Here is a 13,796-nt window from a genome sequence, read left to right on the forward strand (position 1 = left end):
ACCCCGGATTGCGCTTCGCTGCATCCGGGCTGCGAGATCGCGCTACGCTGCCGCAGACACCACGCGGTTGCGGCCGTCGTGCTTGGCGCGATAGAGCGCGGTGTCGGCGCGCTTGAGCACATCGGTGACCTGCTCGCCCTTGCGCTCCAGCGTGGTGAGACCGATCGAGATCGTGACGGTGATCCGCTTGCCGCCCTTGTCGACGGTGAAGGGCTCGCCCGCGATCGAGCGGCGCAGCCGCTCGGCGACCATGCCGGCGACATGCAGGTCGGTCTCGGGCATCACGATGACGAACTCCTCGCCGCCATAGCGGCAGGCCAGATCAATGCCGCGGATCGACTTGCGGATGCGGACGGCGAATTCGCGCAGCACGTCGTCGCCGGCATCGTGGCCGTAGGTGTCGTTGATCGCCTTGAAGTAGTCGATGTCGAGGATCATCAGCGCCAGCGGCTTGCCGCGGATCGAGGCCTGCTCCGCCAGCGTCGCGAGGTGGCTTTCCATGTAGCGTCGGTTATTGAGACCGGTCAGCGCATCCGTGATCGCCATCTCGATCGAGTTCTGCACATTGTCGCGCAGATGATCGGTGTAGCGGCGGCGGCGGATCTGCGTGCGCGCACGCGCCAAGAGCTCGTTCTTGTCGACCGGACGCAGCAGATAGTCGTTGACGCCGATCTCGAGCCCGCGCATGAGCCGCGTGTTGTTGTCGGCATCCGAGATGGCGAGGATCGGGACCTGGCGCGTGCGCTCCAGCGAGCGGGCCTGGCTGCACAGCCGCAGGCCGTCATAATTGTCGAGGCTGAGCGACACGATCAGCAAGTCGTAATTGCCCTCGGCGGCGTGGAACAAGGCTTCCGACGGATTGATCTCGACGTCGACGGTGTGTTCGGCCGAGAGGATCGGCGCCAGCTTCTCGTAGGACGACGGCCGGTCGTCGACGAGGAGAATGCGGCCGCCGGTGCCCTTGTCGGCGATCGCGCTGCGCTCGGGCGCCTGCATGCCGATCTCGAGCGAGGTGATGGCGCGCATGCGCAGCTCATCGGTCATCATCTTCAGCCGCGTCAGCGAGCGCACGCGCGCGATCAGCACGACGTCGGACACCGGCTTGGTCAGGAAGTCATCGGCGCCGGCTTCAAGGCCGCGCACGCGATCGGCCGGGCTGTCGAGCGCGGTGACGATGACGACCGGAATGAAATGGGTCGCCGGATTCGACTTCAGCCGGCGGCAGACCTCGAAGCCGTCCATGTCGGGCATCATGACATCGAGCAGGATGATGTCGCATTCGGCGCGTGCGCAAATTTCCAGTGCCTCGGTCCCGTTGGAGGCAGTCAACACATCGAAATATTCGGCTGACAGACGGGCTTCCAACAACTTGACGTTCGCCGGAACGTCATCGACCACGAGGATACGCGCGGACATTGCACCACAACTCCCCTATCCGATAAAGCGTCGGACAGTCTCAATAAATTTGCCGACCGAGATCGGCTTGGACAAATAGGCTTCGCAGCCGCCCTCGCGGATACGTTCTTCGTCGCCCTTCATGGCGAAGGCGGTGACCGCGACCACCGGAATTGCGCGCAGATCGGGATCGTCCTTGATCCAGCGCGTGACCTCCAGGCCGGAAACCTGGGGTAGCTGGATGTCCATCAGGATGAGGTCGGGGCGCAGCTTGCGGACAAGGTCGAGCGCTTCGAAGCCATTGCTGGTGCCCGAAGTCTGATAGCCGTGCGCTTCCAACAGATCGCGAAAGAGCTTCATGTTGAGCTCGTTGTCCTCCACGATCAGGACGGTTTTGGCCATCCCGTCCCTCCCAAACCCAGGAGACGGGCCCGGCTGCGGTACCTCACGCACCGCGCTCGGGGCGCGTCGAAAATGTGAATTCAAACTAGCGCCAGAATCGCTCTAACCCGTTAACCCGAAGTCCAACTTCCGCAGCGTGGTTTCCGTTGCTTGAACACATGAGGAAGACTCGGGCATGATGAGCCTCTCAATAGAGACCATAAGTTAACGGAAAGGCAAACCGGCGCGTTGAAAAAGCCTGTTCACAACCCCCGGGAAGTTGCTGAAATCGTTGCGATTCAGGCGCTCGGCTTCATTGCCGGCGATCCCGAGCGGCTGGGCCTGTTCCTGGCTGAAACCGGAATCGGTCCAGAGACGCTGCGGAACGCCGCGTCCAACCCTCAATTTCTTGCGAGCGTGCTCGATTTCGTGATGCGCGACGACGCCACCGTGAAGGCGTTTGCCAGGGCCTCGGAACTGCACCCGACCAATATCGCCGCCGCCCATCAGGCGCTGGGCGACCCGAAATGGGAGCGCGACGTGCCGTGACGACGGCAGCGGCAGCTTCCGACGGCCCCCTCAGTTTCTGCCGAGACTGCCTCGGCGACCTCGATATCAAGGTGAAGCGATGCAGCCATTGCGGCTCGCCGCGGCTGGTGCGTCATCGCGCCCTGCCCGCGCTGGCGCTGGCGCACATCGACTGCGACGCGTTCTATGCCACCGTCGAGAAGCGCGACAATCCCGAGATCGCCGACCGCCCGGTCATCATCGGCGGCGGCAAGCGCGGCGTCGTGTCGGCCGCCTGTTACATCGCCCGCACCTATGGCGTCCGCTCGGCGATGCCGATGTTCAAGGCGCTGGAACTCTGCCCGGATGCGACCGTAATTCCGCCGGACATGGCGAAGTATGTCCGGGTCGGGCGCGAGGTGCGGCAGGCGATGCAGGCGCTGACGCCGCTGGTCGAGCCGCTGTCGATCGACGAAGCCTTCCTCGATCTCGCCGGCACGCAGCGCGTCCACGGCATGATCCCGGCCAAGGTGCTCGCCAAATTCGCCCGCGATGTCGAGCGCGACATCGGCATCACGGTGTCGGTCGGGCTGTCCTGCAACAAGTTCCTCGCCAAGATCGCCTCCGACCTCGACAAGCCGAGGGGCTTTGCCGCGCTCGACCAGGACGAGGCGCGCGAGATGCTCGCCAGCAAACCGGTCGGCTTCATCTACGGCGTCGGCCCTGCGACCCAGGAGAAGCTGGTGCAGCGCGGCTTCCGCATCATCGCCGACCTGCAGCGCGCCGACGAGAACGAATTGATGAAGCAGTTCGCGAGCGAAGGCCGCCGGCTGTGGCGGCTCGCGCGCGGCATCGACGACCGCAGCGTGGTGGCCGATCGCGGCGCCAAGACGATCTCGAGCGAGACCACCTTCGAGACCGACATCCGCGACTTCGCAACGCTGGAAAGACTGCTCTGGAAACTGTCCGAGAAAGTCTCGGCGCGGCTGAAGACCAGCGAGCTCTCGGGCTGTACCATCACGCTGAAGCTGAAGACCGCGGACTTCCGCCAGCGTACCCGTTCGCAATCGATCCAGACCCCGACCCAGCTTGCCGCCAAGATCTTTGCGGTGTCGCGCGAGATGCTCGCGAAGGAAGTCGACGGCACCGCCTTCCGCCTGATGGGCACCGGCGTCAGCGCGCTGCGCCCGGGCGCGCAGGCCAACGATTCCGACATGCTCGACCGCCGCTCGGCGCACGCCGAACGCGCGATGGACAATCTGCGCAGGAAATTCGGCAATGCCGCCGTGATCAGGGGCATTGCCTATGAGGGGCCGCAGAAGAGCGAGGGGGAGTAATTCATCGTTGACGTCGTCCCCGCGCAAAGGCCTCGCCTTTGTCGCTGGAGGCGCGAGCGGAGCGAGCCTTGAAGGATGACCGGAAAGCCTCGGGCCGTCGCCCTTCGAGACGCGCGCGATGCGCGCTCCTCAGGGTGACGGTACTCAGCGTCACGATGCCCTTCTCAATCCGCGACCGCAACCGCCTCGATCTCAATCAGCCATTCCGGCGCCGCGAGCGCGGTGACGCCGACCAGCGTAGAGGCCGGCGGCTCCATGCCCTCAAAGAACGCCGAACGTGCCTTGCCGATGATGGGACGGAGCTCCGGCTTGTAGCCGACGACGAAGGTCGTGATCTTCACGATATTGGAATAGCTGGCTCCGGCGGCCTTCAGCGCCATGCCGAGGTTCTGCATCACCTGCGTCGTCTGCGCGGCGAGATCGCCGGCGCCGACCACGCGGCCCTCCTCGTCGACGGAGACCTGTCCCGAAATGTAGATCGTGCGCGCGCCGGAGGCGACGACGACGTGGGAGTAAGCCGGATTGTGATGCAGGCCGCTGGGGCGAAGGTGGTTGAGCTCGCTCATGAGGTGCCTCCCTGACACGTGCGTTTTGGGAAGCGTACTCGTGTCGGACGGTTCCGGCCAGTGCGGTGTCGTGGAGTGCTCGGGCTTGCTCCGCCGTCGTCCCGACGAAAGCCGGGACCCATCCACCGAAGGTGATTGTTGTGCGACGCTGGGGCCACAGCCCCCTTCAACAACTCACCCCTGTGGTGATGGGTCCCGCTTCGCTTGCCCGGGACGACGCTGAGTGGGTGGCGATAGCCAGCCCTCACTTGCAGGGCTTGGAATCCCTGACGTCGAACTTGTCCAGCGCGCCCGAGATCACGAAATCGTTGTAGTCCAGCACCAGCGCACGGGAGACGCCGTTCTCGTACAGCTCGAACGACATCGCGTAGACCGGCGTCTGCTCGCCGTCCTTCGCGCGCGCGTCGCTGTCGTAATAGCTCACCGTCACCGGCCAGCGCGTCATGGCCTTCATCGCATTGCTCGCCGTCGACGGATCGGGCGATGACGGCGCGCGGTCGCCTGTGATCGGCCGGCCGATCACGGTCAGCGTGTTGTAGATCTTCTCGCCGTTGTCGGAGCCGTCATAGACGGTCTGCTCGAGCACCGACTTGCCGTCGCGGGCGGCAGCGATGATGTGCTGGATCTGCTCGGTCGGGAACACGATCTTGCCGTCGATATTGAACGTCTTCTTCACCGGCTGGGTCAGCTTCACGGTGATATGATCGCCGACCCGCTCGGCGATGCCGTCGACCGGCGACGATTCGCTGTCGTTCATCCGCGTGTCGATCTTGAAGCGGTAGCTTTTGCCCGACGCGTCCTCCCAGGACGTGGAGCGAAGATCGGACAGCGTCACCTTGCCCTCGCCGCTGTCGAGCTCGGACACCTGGCGGAATTCGGAGGTGTAGCCTTCGCAGGAGTTGCCGGAGAAATTGTAGAGGATGCGCCCGCGCGCATCGCTGACCGAGTTGGAGCCGCGCGATTTCACCAGGCTGAGGTCGTAGAGCGCCTGATGCGCGAGAAACGGCCCGCTTGCCGCAGCGACCGCGGGCCCCTGAACCAGGCCGGATCCTGCGGCAACGGCGATCGCAAACACCAGGGCACGCGACGGAGTCCGGAACGGCAGGGTCATGTGGTTTCCTCAAGGAGGCAGGGATTCGCCACAATAGTGACGGTGGTATTGCGCCGCAACTGGGGCAAGTCTGACAAAATGGCAATGTATGCAGCGAAATTGCCGTCATTTTCGGCAGCTTTCCGTGCGATTCGGCACGTCATGGCCGCGTTGTCCTCACCTTACCGTCGCTTGCAACCGGCGGCACGATGCGCGAAACAATCGAAACAAACTTGGCCCTGACCGCGTTTCAGGCTTCGTGCAATCCAATTGGGGGACCAAAAATGGCGGGTACCGTCGAACAAAAACTGGCGTCACAGGGCATCACACTTCCGGAGCCGACCTCCCCGGTCGCAAACTATGTCCCCTTCGTCCGCAGCGGAAACCTGCTGTTCGTGTCCGGCCAGGTCTGCTTCAACGCCGAGGGCAAGCTGATCGCCAAGGGCAAGCTCGGCGCCGGCGTCACGCTCGAACAGGGCGCCGCTGCCGCGCGCGGCTGCGCAATCAATCTGCTGGCCCAGATCAAGGCCGCGCTCGGCGACCTCGACAAGGTCGTGCGCGTGGTGCGGCTCGGCGGATTCATCAATTCGGCGCCCGACTTCTTTGACGGGCCGAAGGTGCTGAACGGCGCCTCCGACCTGATGGTCGAGGCGTTCGGCGACAAGGGCCGCCATGCCCGTACCACCGTGGGCGTCGCCTCGCTGCCCGCGGACGCTGCGGTCGAAGTCGAAGGCGTGTTCGAAGTCGCCTGATCGATGCGCGCTCCTGATTGGCTGACGAAACGGCCGGTTGCCCATCGCGGCCTGCACGATGCCGCACGCGGCATCATCGAGAACATGCCGGCCGCGGCCACCGCCGCGGTAGCCGGCAACTTCGCCATCGAGTGCGATATCCAGCTCACCGCCGACGGCGAGGCCATGGTGCATCACGACGATGCGCTCGGCCGCCTCACCGAGGGGGCGGGGCTGCTGGCAACCAGGACGGCGGCCGAGCTGAAGGCCGTCAAGTTCAAGGACACCGCCGAGCAGATGATGACGCTCGGCGATCTCTGCGCGCTGGTCGCCGGCCGCGTGCCGCTGGTGGTCGAGGTGAAGAGCCATTTCGACGGCGACCGCAAGCTGGTGCGGCGGATGGCCGAGGTGCTGGCGTCCTATTCCGGCCCGGTGGTCGGCATGTCCTTCGATCCCGACCAGGTGCTGGCGCTGCGCGAGATCATGCCGAACCTGCCGCGCGGCATCACCGCCCAGCGCACCTATGACGACGGCCATTGGGACAAGCTGACGCCAGCACAGCGCGACAGCATGCTATACCTGCGGCACGGCTTTACGACCGAGCCGCATTTCGTCGCCTATTGGGTCAACCAGCTGCCGGCACCGGAGCCGTGGATCGCCCGCAACGTGTTCGGCTGTGCGCTGCTGGCCTGGACCGTGCGGACGGTGGAACAGCGCGAGCGCGCGGCGCGCTACGCCGACCAGATGATTTTCGAGGGGTTCGTGCCGGGAACCTGACATGTCCGAGACATGCCCTTGCAGTCTTGAACTCGTCGCTGCGACGCACGATGTTGGCGAGGGTTGGTCGTCATCGGCGATGGCGCAATGCGGGGCATGATCCGGAAGTGGAGGCAGCTGTTCCGGAAAGATCATGCTCAAACGAGGCACCGGTCTTCATTCTCGATGGCGTCTTCTGAAATCACCTTAGAAGCTGTAGCCGACATCGGCGGCATTCCGGCCGCCGAATGGGACGCCTGCGCCAATCCCAAGGCGGATGCGGACAGCATCCATCACCTCGACACGCTTGCCTCGCCCGGTTCCGCAAAGGATTGCCAGACCGCCGCAAGTTCGGGCTATAACCCATTCGTTTCCCATGCCTTTTTTGCTGCCGCCGAAGCCTCCAATTCGGCCTGCGCGCGGACCGGCTGGGGTCCGCGGCATCTGATCGCAAAGCTCGATGGCCGGATCGTCGGCGTCGTGCCCTGCTATCTGAAATCGCATTCGCAGGGCGAATACGTGTTCGACCGCGGCTGGGCCGAGGCCTATCACCGCGCCGGCGGCAGCTATTACCCGAAGCTGCAGGTGTCCGTCCCCTTCACGCCCGCGACCGGGCCGCGGCTGTTGATCCGCGACGGCGTCGACCGCGAGGTGATCGGCTCGGCGCTGGCGCGGGGCCTCCGGGCGCTCTGCAACGCCACCGAGGCGTCCTCCGTGCATGTGACGTTCGCCCGCGAGGACGAGGCCAGGTTCCTCGGCGCCCACGGTTTCCTGCAGCGGACCGACCAGCAGTTCCACTGGCACAATGACGGCTACAAGACCTTCGACGACTTTCTCGGTTCGCTGAACTCCCGCCATCGCAAGGGCATCAAGCGCGAGCGCCGCGAGGCGGTCGCCGCCGGGATCACCATCCACTGGCTGACCGGCTCAGACATCACCGAGGACGCCTGGGATGCGTTCTTCGAATTTTACATGGAGACCGGCTCGCGCAAATGGGGCCGGCCTTATCTGACCCGAGAATTCTTCTCGCTGATCGGCCAGACGATGAGCCGGGACGTGCTGCTGGTGATGGCCAAGCGCAACGGCCGCTGGATCGCCGGTGCGATCAACTTCATCGGCTCCGACACGCTGTTCGGCCGCAACTGGGGCGCGATCGAGCACCACCCGTTCCTGCATTTCGAGGTCTGCTACTACCAGGCGATCGATTTCGCGGTTCAGCGCGGGCCTCAAGGTGGTCGAGGCCGGCGCGCAGGGCGAGCACAAGCTGGCGCGCGGCTACCTGCCGCAGACCACCTATTCGGCGCATTTCATCGCCGATCCCGGGCTGCGCCGTGCGATCGCCGATTACCTCAAGCGCGAGCGCGACTATGTCGCCGAGGTCGGCCGCGAGCTCACCGAGGCCGGCCCGTTCCGCAAGACGGTCGACGACGACGCTTGACGTCTCCGCCGCCACCTAGGCAATAAATCAGCATCATCGAGGAGCCGCCGCCATGCCCGCCGCCTACGACAACAACAACATCTTCGCGAAGATCCTGCGCGGCGAGCTGCCCTGCTACAAGGTCTATGAGGACGAGCACGTGTTCGCGTTCCTCGACATCATGCCGCGCTCGCCGGGGCACACGCTCGTGATCCCGAAGGCCCCTGCTCGCAACATCCTCGACATCAAGCCCGACGACTACGCCCATGTCGCGCGCGCCTCGCACAAGATCGCCGCCGCCGCGATGAAGGCGTTCGAAGCCGACGGCATCACGGTGCAGCAATTCAACGAGCCGGCCGGTGGCCAGGTCGTCTTCCATCTGCACATGCACGTCATGCCACGCAAGGACGGCGTCGCACTGCTGCCGCCCGCGAGCCACAAGGAAGACGGCAAGGTGCTGGAGGCCAGCGCGGCGAAGCTGATCGCAGCGTTGAAGTAATTCCACCGCTGTCATTCCGGGGCGCGCGGAGCGCGAACCCGGAATCTCGAGATTCCGGGTTCGATGCTTCGCATCGCCCCGGAGACGGTTGAGAGATTCTACTCCGTCTCGAAGTCCCCGGCCTGCGGCGGGGCGAGCGGGGTGAACTCGCAACGGTCGGGCTTGACGTCGATCAGCGGCGTTTCGTCGAGGCAGTCGAGGCCGCGCACCAAAATGACGTTGCGCTCGACGCCGACCAGCTTGACGATCGCGGTGCCGATCGGATTGGGGCGCACCGGCGAGCGCAGCGAGAAGGTGCCGCGGGTGTTGCCGTTGTTCTTCGGGCTTTGCAGCACGATGTCGCGGCGCGACTGGTGCAGCCAGTACAGCACCTCGAGATTTGAATAGAAATCGACGCCCTTGATCGCGGCGACCCAGGGCTCGAAAATCTCGAGCCGGCACACCGGTCCGTCATGCCGCCCCTGCCGCGGCGTCGCCAGCCGCGAGGTCCAGGGCGTGCGGATGCGGCCGATGAAGACAAGCGCGGCATCGCGCGCCGTCGGCATGTCGACGGCGACCTCGCCCTGGCGCAGTTCCATTTCACGTACCATGTCTCAATCCAGCGATATGTTCAGCGCCTTGACCACGCCCGCCCATCGCGCGCGATCGGTATTCACGAACTTGTCGATCTCGGCCTGGCTCTTCGCGCGCAGCGGCGGGAAACCGATCTTGAGCAGCGAAGCGCGGAACGCTTCGTCGTTCAAGGCCCGGTCGAGGCTCGCCTTGATCTTGTCGGCGATGTCGTCAGGCACCCTCGACGGCGCTGCGATACCATACCAGACGCTGACCGCATAATCGGGATAGCCGCTCTCGGCGATCGTCGGCAGATCGGGCAAATCGGGGATGCGCTCCGTCGAGCTGACGCCGAGCGGCCGCAGCATGCCCGATTTGACCGGCGGCAGCGCGGTGCCGAGCGTGTCGAACATCAGCTGGATGTTGCCGGACAGCAGATCGGTCAGCGCGGGTCCTGCGCCCTTGTACGGCACGTGGGTCATCTCGACGCCGGCCATCTGCTTGAACATCTCGCCGGCGAGATGAACCGTGCCGCCGGTGCCCGCCGATCCGAAATTGAGTTTTCCGGGATTCTTCTTCGCGTAAGCGACGAACTCCGCGATCGTCCTCGCCGGCACCGACGGGTGCACCTCCATGATCATCGGCGCGTCCGTGATGACGGACAGCAGGCGAAAATCCCTGGCCGGATCGTAGGGCAGCTTCTTGTAGAGCATCGGATTGAGCACGAAGATCGAGGCGGCCGTCACGAAGAGCGTGTAGCCGTCAGGATCGGAGCGCGCCACGGCCTCGGCGCCGATCGCGCCCTGCGCACCGGCCTTGTTCTCGACCACGACCACCTGTTTGAGATCGCGCCCGAGATATTCGCCGACGATGCGGCCGAGCACGTCGGTCGGCCCGCCCGCGGCATAGGGCACCACGAGCTTGATCGGTCGCGTCGGATAATCCGCGGCACGCGCCGGCAGCGTCGCCACCAGCAACGCCGTCAGAGCAACAATGATTAGCGATGATGCGCGCCGCTGCATGCCGTTTCCCCGTTGTCTTGTTCTTGGGGAGCGAGACTAGCGGATAATGCGGACGTCGCAATCAGGCGAGCCAGTATTTGCCAGCGATCATGACGACTTCGCCTGCGATCACGCCGGCGAAGATCGATTTCCTCGCCAGCATGAACACGACAAAGCCGGCGGCGACGGCGCCGTAGCGCAGCCAGTCCGGCACGCTGGCGAGCGCGCCCGGCGGTTGCACCACGATCTGCGCGATGATACCGGCGAGGATCGCGGTGGCGACCGCCCTCACCCAGACCAACAGTTCGGAGTTCTCGTCGATGCCGCCGCCGAACCACAGGCCGAGCATGCGCCAGATCTGGTTGGGGATGACGCCCGCGACGAACAGGATCGCCAGCGCGTGCCATTCGCCGATGAAACCGCTCATGCGCGCGCCCCGACGATGCCTGCCCTCGCGCGGTGCAGGGCATAGGCGATGGTGCCGGCGACGACGCCGCTGACCAGGATGTCGACGCCGCTGTTCAGCATCGCCGCCAGCGGGAACAGCAATAGGCCGAGCACCAGCGCGATGACATCGGCGAGCTCGCGGCAGTTGCGCGCCGTGGAGAACAGGAAGGCGAGCGGCGTCAGCATCAGCATGCCGGCGGCGAACAGCGGCGTGAGGTTGGCCGCGAGCATGTAGCCGATCGTGTTGGCGATCAGGCAGACCGTGACCAGGCCGCAGCCGAGCCCGTGGATGAAGACGATCCGCCGGTTGCGCGGCACCTGCGGCAGGAAGCGGAAGCATTCGACCCACAGCGTCACGGCGGTGAGATGCGCCACCAGGATCAGATGCCGGCGCTTGGTCTGTTCGGTCCGCATCATCGGCAACACCGACACCACCATCGGAAACAGGCGGATCGCGCTGACGGTGACCGCGATCGCCGATTGCAGCACGGTGGCGCCGGAGCCGAGTGTCGTGATCACGATGATCTGCGCAGGGCCAGCCCAGACGAACGCCGTGCTCGCCAGCGTCCAGCCCAGCGAGAAGCCGGAATCATGCGCCAACGCGCCGATGCCGAGATATGTCGCAAACAGCACCAGGGTCAGCACGGTCGCGCCGATCGACCGCGCGCCCCATAGGAAGGCGCGGAATGAGGTGTGCCATTGCGGAGAATCGAGCGGAGGAAGCGCCACGGGGAACCGGATGGTTTGCAATCGCGGCGGCTTAGGGCGCTGACAACGCAGGGTCAAGCAAGAGACGGCACAGGGCGGGTATGCGCCTTGGTAGCCCGGATGAAGCACCAGCGAAATCCGGGGCCGCTCTTGCAACCGGCGAGAGCTGTCCCGGATTGCGCTTCGCTTCATCCGGGCTACCGATCCACGCAATCACGCCCTGTTCTTCAGCACGAAGCACGCCCCGCCCGCCTTGCGGATGCGGTTGCACAGGCCGTCGGCCTCGGGGCGCGTGTCGGCGCCGATGCGCACCTGGTAGAAGGTCGCGCTGCCGCGGGTGCGAAGCCGTGAGCTCAGCAAACTCGGATCCTGATCGCCGATCGCGTTGGCAAGGCGCTTGATGGCGCGGGCATACATCGCGAGCGCCTTGTCGCGGCTGAAGCCGGCGGCAAGCTGCACGCCCCAGACCTTGGCGGCCGACAGCGTGATGTGCTGCTCGAGCCCAGCGACGAACGGATTCGGCGCGCGCTTGAGCAACGCCATCAGCTCGCGGCAGCTCTTGGTCGGCGCGCGCTGCGGCATCTTGCCGTTGCGACCGGCGGCGGCCCAGTCATCGACGCTGGAGCCGGTGATCGCGGAGACGTAATTGCGCGTCTCCTGCGGCACGTATCCGGAGCCGGCGAGCCAGTCCTGGATCCGGCGCGGGCCAGCATTGTAGGCCGCGGCCGCGAGGCCGAGATTGCCGAACTGGTTGCGCAGCTCACTGAGGAATTCGGCCGACTTCGGCAGCGCCTGCACCGGATTGAACGGATCGAGCAGCCCGCGCTCGTTCGCGGTGCCCGGCATGAATTGCGCGATGCCCTGCGCGCGCTGGCCGTTGCGGGTCATCGGACCAACCGCATCGGCCTGGAAGCGGCTCTCCTGCCAGATCACGCGCGCGAAGAATTCGAGCGGCAGATCGTTGGCCCGCGCCGCCGACTCGATCATCAGGCACATCGCCTCGCGGGTATCGCTCTCGCGCGCATCATCCGCGGGCTTGTCAGTTGCCGCCGCGGGCGTATCCGCCGGGGGCGCGGCAGGTTTCTCGGCCGATGGCGCGGCCTGCTCTCCCGGCGGTGGCGCAGGCGGCTCCCCCGGCGCGGCCGCAGGCTTCTCAGCGGGCTTGTCCGGGGGCGGCGCTGCCGGCTGCTCGGTGCCTGGCGGCGGCGCCGGAGCCGCGGCCGGAGCGTTCTCCGCGCCGACGCGGGCCGGCGGCACCAGCAGCACAAGCATGACCAATGCGGCGCAACGACCGGTTCGCATGGCAATTCTGTTCCCGTGCGGGCGCGGCTTGACACCGCAAGCTCGTGGTCTAGCTATGGACTGAAATGATGGCGCGCAAAAGGGAGCGCAAAATGGCCGCAGCATCCGACGATCAACTCGGCTTTGCCCCCGATGACGACGCCCCGATCGGCTATATGAAGCGAACCCGCGATTATTACGCGGCTATCGGTTACACCACCCCCTACCGCTGGGCGCATTACACCTCCGCCCCGTTCCAGCCCCTGAAGAAGCCGCTGAACCAGTCCCGGGTCGCCATCATCACGACCGCGGCGCCGTTCGATCCGGCACGGGGCGACCAGGGTCCCGGCGCGAAATACAACGGCGGGGCCAAGTTCTATGCGGTCTATGACGGCGACACGTCAAAGCAGCACGATCTGCGGATTTCGCACATCGCCTATGACCGCACCCACACCACGGCGACCGACAACGGCACCTGGTTCCCGCTGGCACAGCTCAAGCGCCTCGCCGCGGCCGGCACGATCGGCGACGTCGCGCCGCGCTTCTTCGGCGCCCCGACCAACCGCAGCCACCGCGTCACCATCGAGACCGACGCGCCCGAAATCCTCAAGCGTTGCCGTGACGACAAGGTCGACGCCGCGGTGCTGGTGCCGAACTGCCCGGTCTGCCACCAGACCGTCAGCCTGGTGGCGCGGCATCTCGAGGCCAACGGGATTTCCACGGTCGTGATGGGCTGCGCCAAGGATATCGTCGAGCATGCCGCGGTGCCGCGTTTCCTGTTCTCCGATTTCCCGCTCGGCAATTCCGCCGGCAAGCCGCAGGACGTCGCCTCGCAGGCGTTCACGCTGGAGCTGGCGCTGCGCGTGCTTGAGCAGGCGCCCGGTCCGCAGACTACCGTGCAGTCACCGCTGCGCTGGAGCGAGGATGCTTCCTGGAAGCGCGACTACAGCAACGCCGATGCGCTCAGCGCCGAGGAGCTGGCCCGCCTGCGCCGCGAGTTCGACGCGCAGAAGGAAGTCGCCAAGGGCCTGCGCGAGCGCGTGGCGTAAGGCTCGGCGCTAGACACGAGCACTTAGCCAACTCAAGGCGTCGTCGCTCGGCTCGACCGGGCGATCCGGTATTCCAGAG

15 protein-coding genes and 1 pseudogene are annotated in these 13,796 nt (G+C 65.6%); 7 read left to right on the forward strand and 9 right to left on the reverse strand.

The annotated features are described in order from the left end of the window. Window positions 1-42: 42 nt before the first annotated feature. Complete coding sequence (locus ACVMDN_RS19415) at window positions 43-1,416, reverse strand: PleD family two-component system response regulator (RefSeq protein WP_028336389.1); 1,374 nt, start codon at window positions 1,414-1,416, stop codon at window positions 43-45. A 15-nt stretch (window positions 1,417-1,431) separates the two neighbouring features. Continuing rightward, window positions 1,432-1,797, reverse strand: a complete 366-nt coding sequence (locus ACVMDN_RS19420; protein WP_028336390.1) for a response regulator — start codon at window positions 1,795-1,797, stop codon at window positions 1,432-1,434. 228 nt (window positions 1,798-2,025) lie between these two features. On the opposite strand from ACVMDN_RS19420, the gene ACVMDN_RS19425 reads away from it, so the two are divergent. Beyond that, window positions 2,026-2,325, forward strand: coding sequence for a DUF3572 domain-containing protein (locus tag ACVMDN_RS19425; RefSeq protein ID WP_076834488.1), 300 nt, complete (start codon window positions 2,026-2,028; stop codon window positions 2,323-2,325). Then, entirely contained in the window at window positions 2,304-3,620 is a 1,317-nt protein-coding gene (locus tag ACVMDN_RS19430; RefSeq protein ID WP_076834490.1) for a DNA polymerase IV, read from the forward strand. Before ACVMDN_RS19425 ends, ACVMDN_RS19430 begins: the two co-directional genes overlap by 22 nt. Window positions 3,621-3,784: 164 nt before the next feature. On the opposite strand, the gene ACVMDN_RS19435 is transcribed toward ACVMDN_RS19430, so the two are convergent. Further along, window positions 3,785-4,186, reverse strand: coding sequence for a RidA family protein (locus ACVMDN_RS19435; protein ID WP_038388572.1), 402 nt, complete (start codon window positions 4,184-4,186; stop codon window positions 3,785-3,787). A 244-nt stretch (window positions 4,187-4,430) separates the two neighbouring features. Continuing rightward, a complete protein-coding gene (locus tag ACVMDN_RS19440; protein ID WP_057020803.1) occupies window positions 4,431-5,297 on the reverse strand; it encodes a cell envelope integrity EipB family protein in 867 nt (288 codons plus the stop codon). Window positions 5,298-5,560: 263 nt separating this feature from the next. On the opposite strand from ACVMDN_RS19440, the gene ACVMDN_RS19445 reads away from it, so the two are divergent. From ACVMDN_RS19445 to ACVMDN_RS19460, 4 genes and pseudogenes are all read left to right on the forward strand, one after another. After that, the gene (locus ACVMDN_RS19445) at window positions 5,561-6,028 is read left to right on the forward strand and encodes a RidA family protein (RefSeq protein ID WP_016845428.1); all 468 of its coding nucleotides are present in this window, start codon (window positions 5,561-5,563) and stop codon (window positions 6,026-6,028) included. Window positions 6,029-6,031: 3 nt separating this feature from the next. Next, on the forward strand, window positions 6,032-6,784 hold the full coding sequence (locus tag ACVMDN_RS19450) for a glycerophosphodiester phosphodiesterase (RefSeq protein WP_076834494.1): 753 nt from the start codon (window positions 6,032-6,034) through the stop codon (window positions 6,782-6,784). 165 nt (window positions 6,785-6,949) lie between these two features. Continuing rightward, window positions 6,950-8,201, forward strand: a pseudogene (locus ACVMDN_RS19455) (GNAT family N-acetyltransferase). A 52-nt stretch (window positions 8,202-8,253) separates the two neighbouring features. After that, window positions 8,254-8,679, forward strand: coding sequence for an HIT family protein (locus ACVMDN_RS19460; protein WP_057020806.1), 426 nt, complete (start codon window positions 8,254-8,256; stop codon window positions 8,677-8,679). Between the two features lie 98 nt (window positions 8,680-8,777). On the opposite strand, the gene tsaA is transcribed toward ACVMDN_RS19460, so the two are convergent. From tsaA to ACVMDN_RS19485, 5 genes are all read right to left on the reverse strand, one after another. Further along, entirely contained in the window at window positions 8,778-9,269 is a 492-nt protein-coding gene (gene tsaA / locus ACVMDN_RS19465; RefSeq protein ID WP_456835058.1) for a tRNA (N6-threonylcarbamoyladenosine(37)-N6)-methyltransferase TrmO, read from the reverse strand. 3 nt (window positions 9,270-9,272) lie between these two features. Continuing rightward, the gene (locus tag ACVMDN_RS19470; RefSeq protein WP_456835057.1) at window positions 9,273-10,253 is read right to left on the reverse strand and encodes a Bug family tripartite tricarboxylate transporter substrate binding protein; all 981 of its coding nucleotides are present in this window, start codon (window positions 10,251-10,253) and stop codon (window positions 9,273-9,275) included. Between the two features lie 61 nt (window positions 10,254-10,314). Further along, window positions 10,315-10,659, reverse strand: coding sequence for an AzlD domain-containing protein (locus tag ACVMDN_RS19475; protein ID WP_076834502.1), 345 nt, complete (start codon window positions 10,657-10,659; stop codon window positions 10,315-10,317). After that, a complete protein-coding gene (locus ACVMDN_RS19480; RefSeq protein ID WP_456835056.1) occupies window positions 10,656-11,408 on the reverse strand; it encodes an AzlC family ABC transporter permease in 753 nt (250 codons plus the stop codon). Before ACVMDN_RS19480 ends, ACVMDN_RS19475 begins: the two co-directional genes overlap by 4 nt. Before the next feature lie 192 nt (window positions 11,409-11,600). Then, window positions 11,601-12,689, reverse strand: a complete 1,089-nt coding sequence (locus tag ACVMDN_RS19485) for a transglycosylase SLT domain-containing protein (protein ID WP_456835055.1) — start codon at window positions 12,687-12,689, stop codon at window positions 11,601-11,603. 92 nt (window positions 12,690-12,781) lie between these two features. Here ACVMDN_RS19485 and ACVMDN_RS19490 point away from each other — a divergent pair, with 92 nt between their 5' ends. Then, window positions 12,782-13,717: a glycine/sarcosine/betaine reductase selenoprotein B family protein gene (locus ACVMDN_RS19490; protein WP_038385790.1), complete on the forward strand. Its 936-nt coding sequence runs from the start codon at window positions 12,782-12,784 to the stop codon at window positions 13,715-13,717. Window positions 13,718-13,796: the final 79 nt, after the last annotated feature.

Source organism: Bradyrhizobium sp. USDA 4510 (genome assembly GCF_054059095.1).

Excerpts from the sequence above, each read along its gene's own strand:
- ACVMDN_RS19460 (WP_057020806.1), top strand. The coding sequence starts at position 8,254 with ATGCCCGCCGCCTACGACAACAACAACATCTTCGCGAAGATCCTGCGC.
- ACVMDN_RS19440 (WP_057020803.1), bottom strand. The coding sequence starts at position 5,297 with ATGACCCTGCCGTTCCGGACTCCGTCGCGTGCCCTGGTGTTTGCGATC.
- ACVMDN_RS19470 (WP_456835057.1), bottom strand. The coding sequence starts at position 10,253 with ATGCAGCGGCGCGCATCATCGCTAATCATTGTTGCTCTGACGGCGTTG.
- ACVMDN_RS19450 (WP_076834494.1), top strand. The coding sequence starts at position 6,032 with ATGCGCGCTCCTGATTGGCTGACGAAACGGCCGGTTGCCCATCGCGGC.
- ACVMDN_RS19435 (WP_038388572.1), bottom strand. The coding sequence starts at position 4,186 with ATGAGCGAGCTCAACCACCTTCGCCCCAGCGGCCTGCATCACAATCCG.
- ACVMDN_RS19445 (WP_016845428.1), top strand. The coding sequence starts at position 5,561 with ATGGCGGGTACCGTCGAACAAAAACTGGCGTCACAGGGCATCACACTT.
- ACVMDN_RS19485 (WP_456835055.1), bottom strand. The coding sequence starts at position 12,689 with ATGCGAACCGGTCGTTGCGCCGCATTGGTCATGCTTGTGCTGCTGGTG.
- ACVMDN_RS19420 (WP_028336390.1), bottom strand. The coding sequence starts at position 1,797 with ATGGCCAAAACCGTCCTGATCGTGGAGGACAACGAGCTCAACATGAAG.
- ACVMDN_RS19415 (WP_028336389.1), bottom strand. The coding sequence starts at position 1,416 with ATGTCCGCGCGTATCCTCGTGGTCGATGACGTTCCGGCGAACGTCAAG.
- ACVMDN_RS19430 (WP_076834490.1), top strand. The coding sequence starts at position 2,304 with ATGGGAGCGCGACGTGCCGTGACGACGGCAGCGGCAGCTTCCGACGGC.
- ACVMDN_RS19490 (WP_038385790.1), top strand. The coding sequence starts at position 12,782 with ATGGCCGCAGCATCCGACGATCAACTCGGCTTTGCCCCCGATGACGAC.
- tsaA (WP_456835058.1), bottom strand. The coding sequence starts at position 9,269 with ATGGTACGTGAAATGGAACTGCGCCAGGGCGAGGTCGCCGTCGACATG.
- ACVMDN_RS19475 (WP_076834502.1), bottom strand. The coding sequence starts at position 10,659 with ATGAGCGGTTTCATCGGCGAATGGCACGCGCTGGCGATCCTGTTCGTC.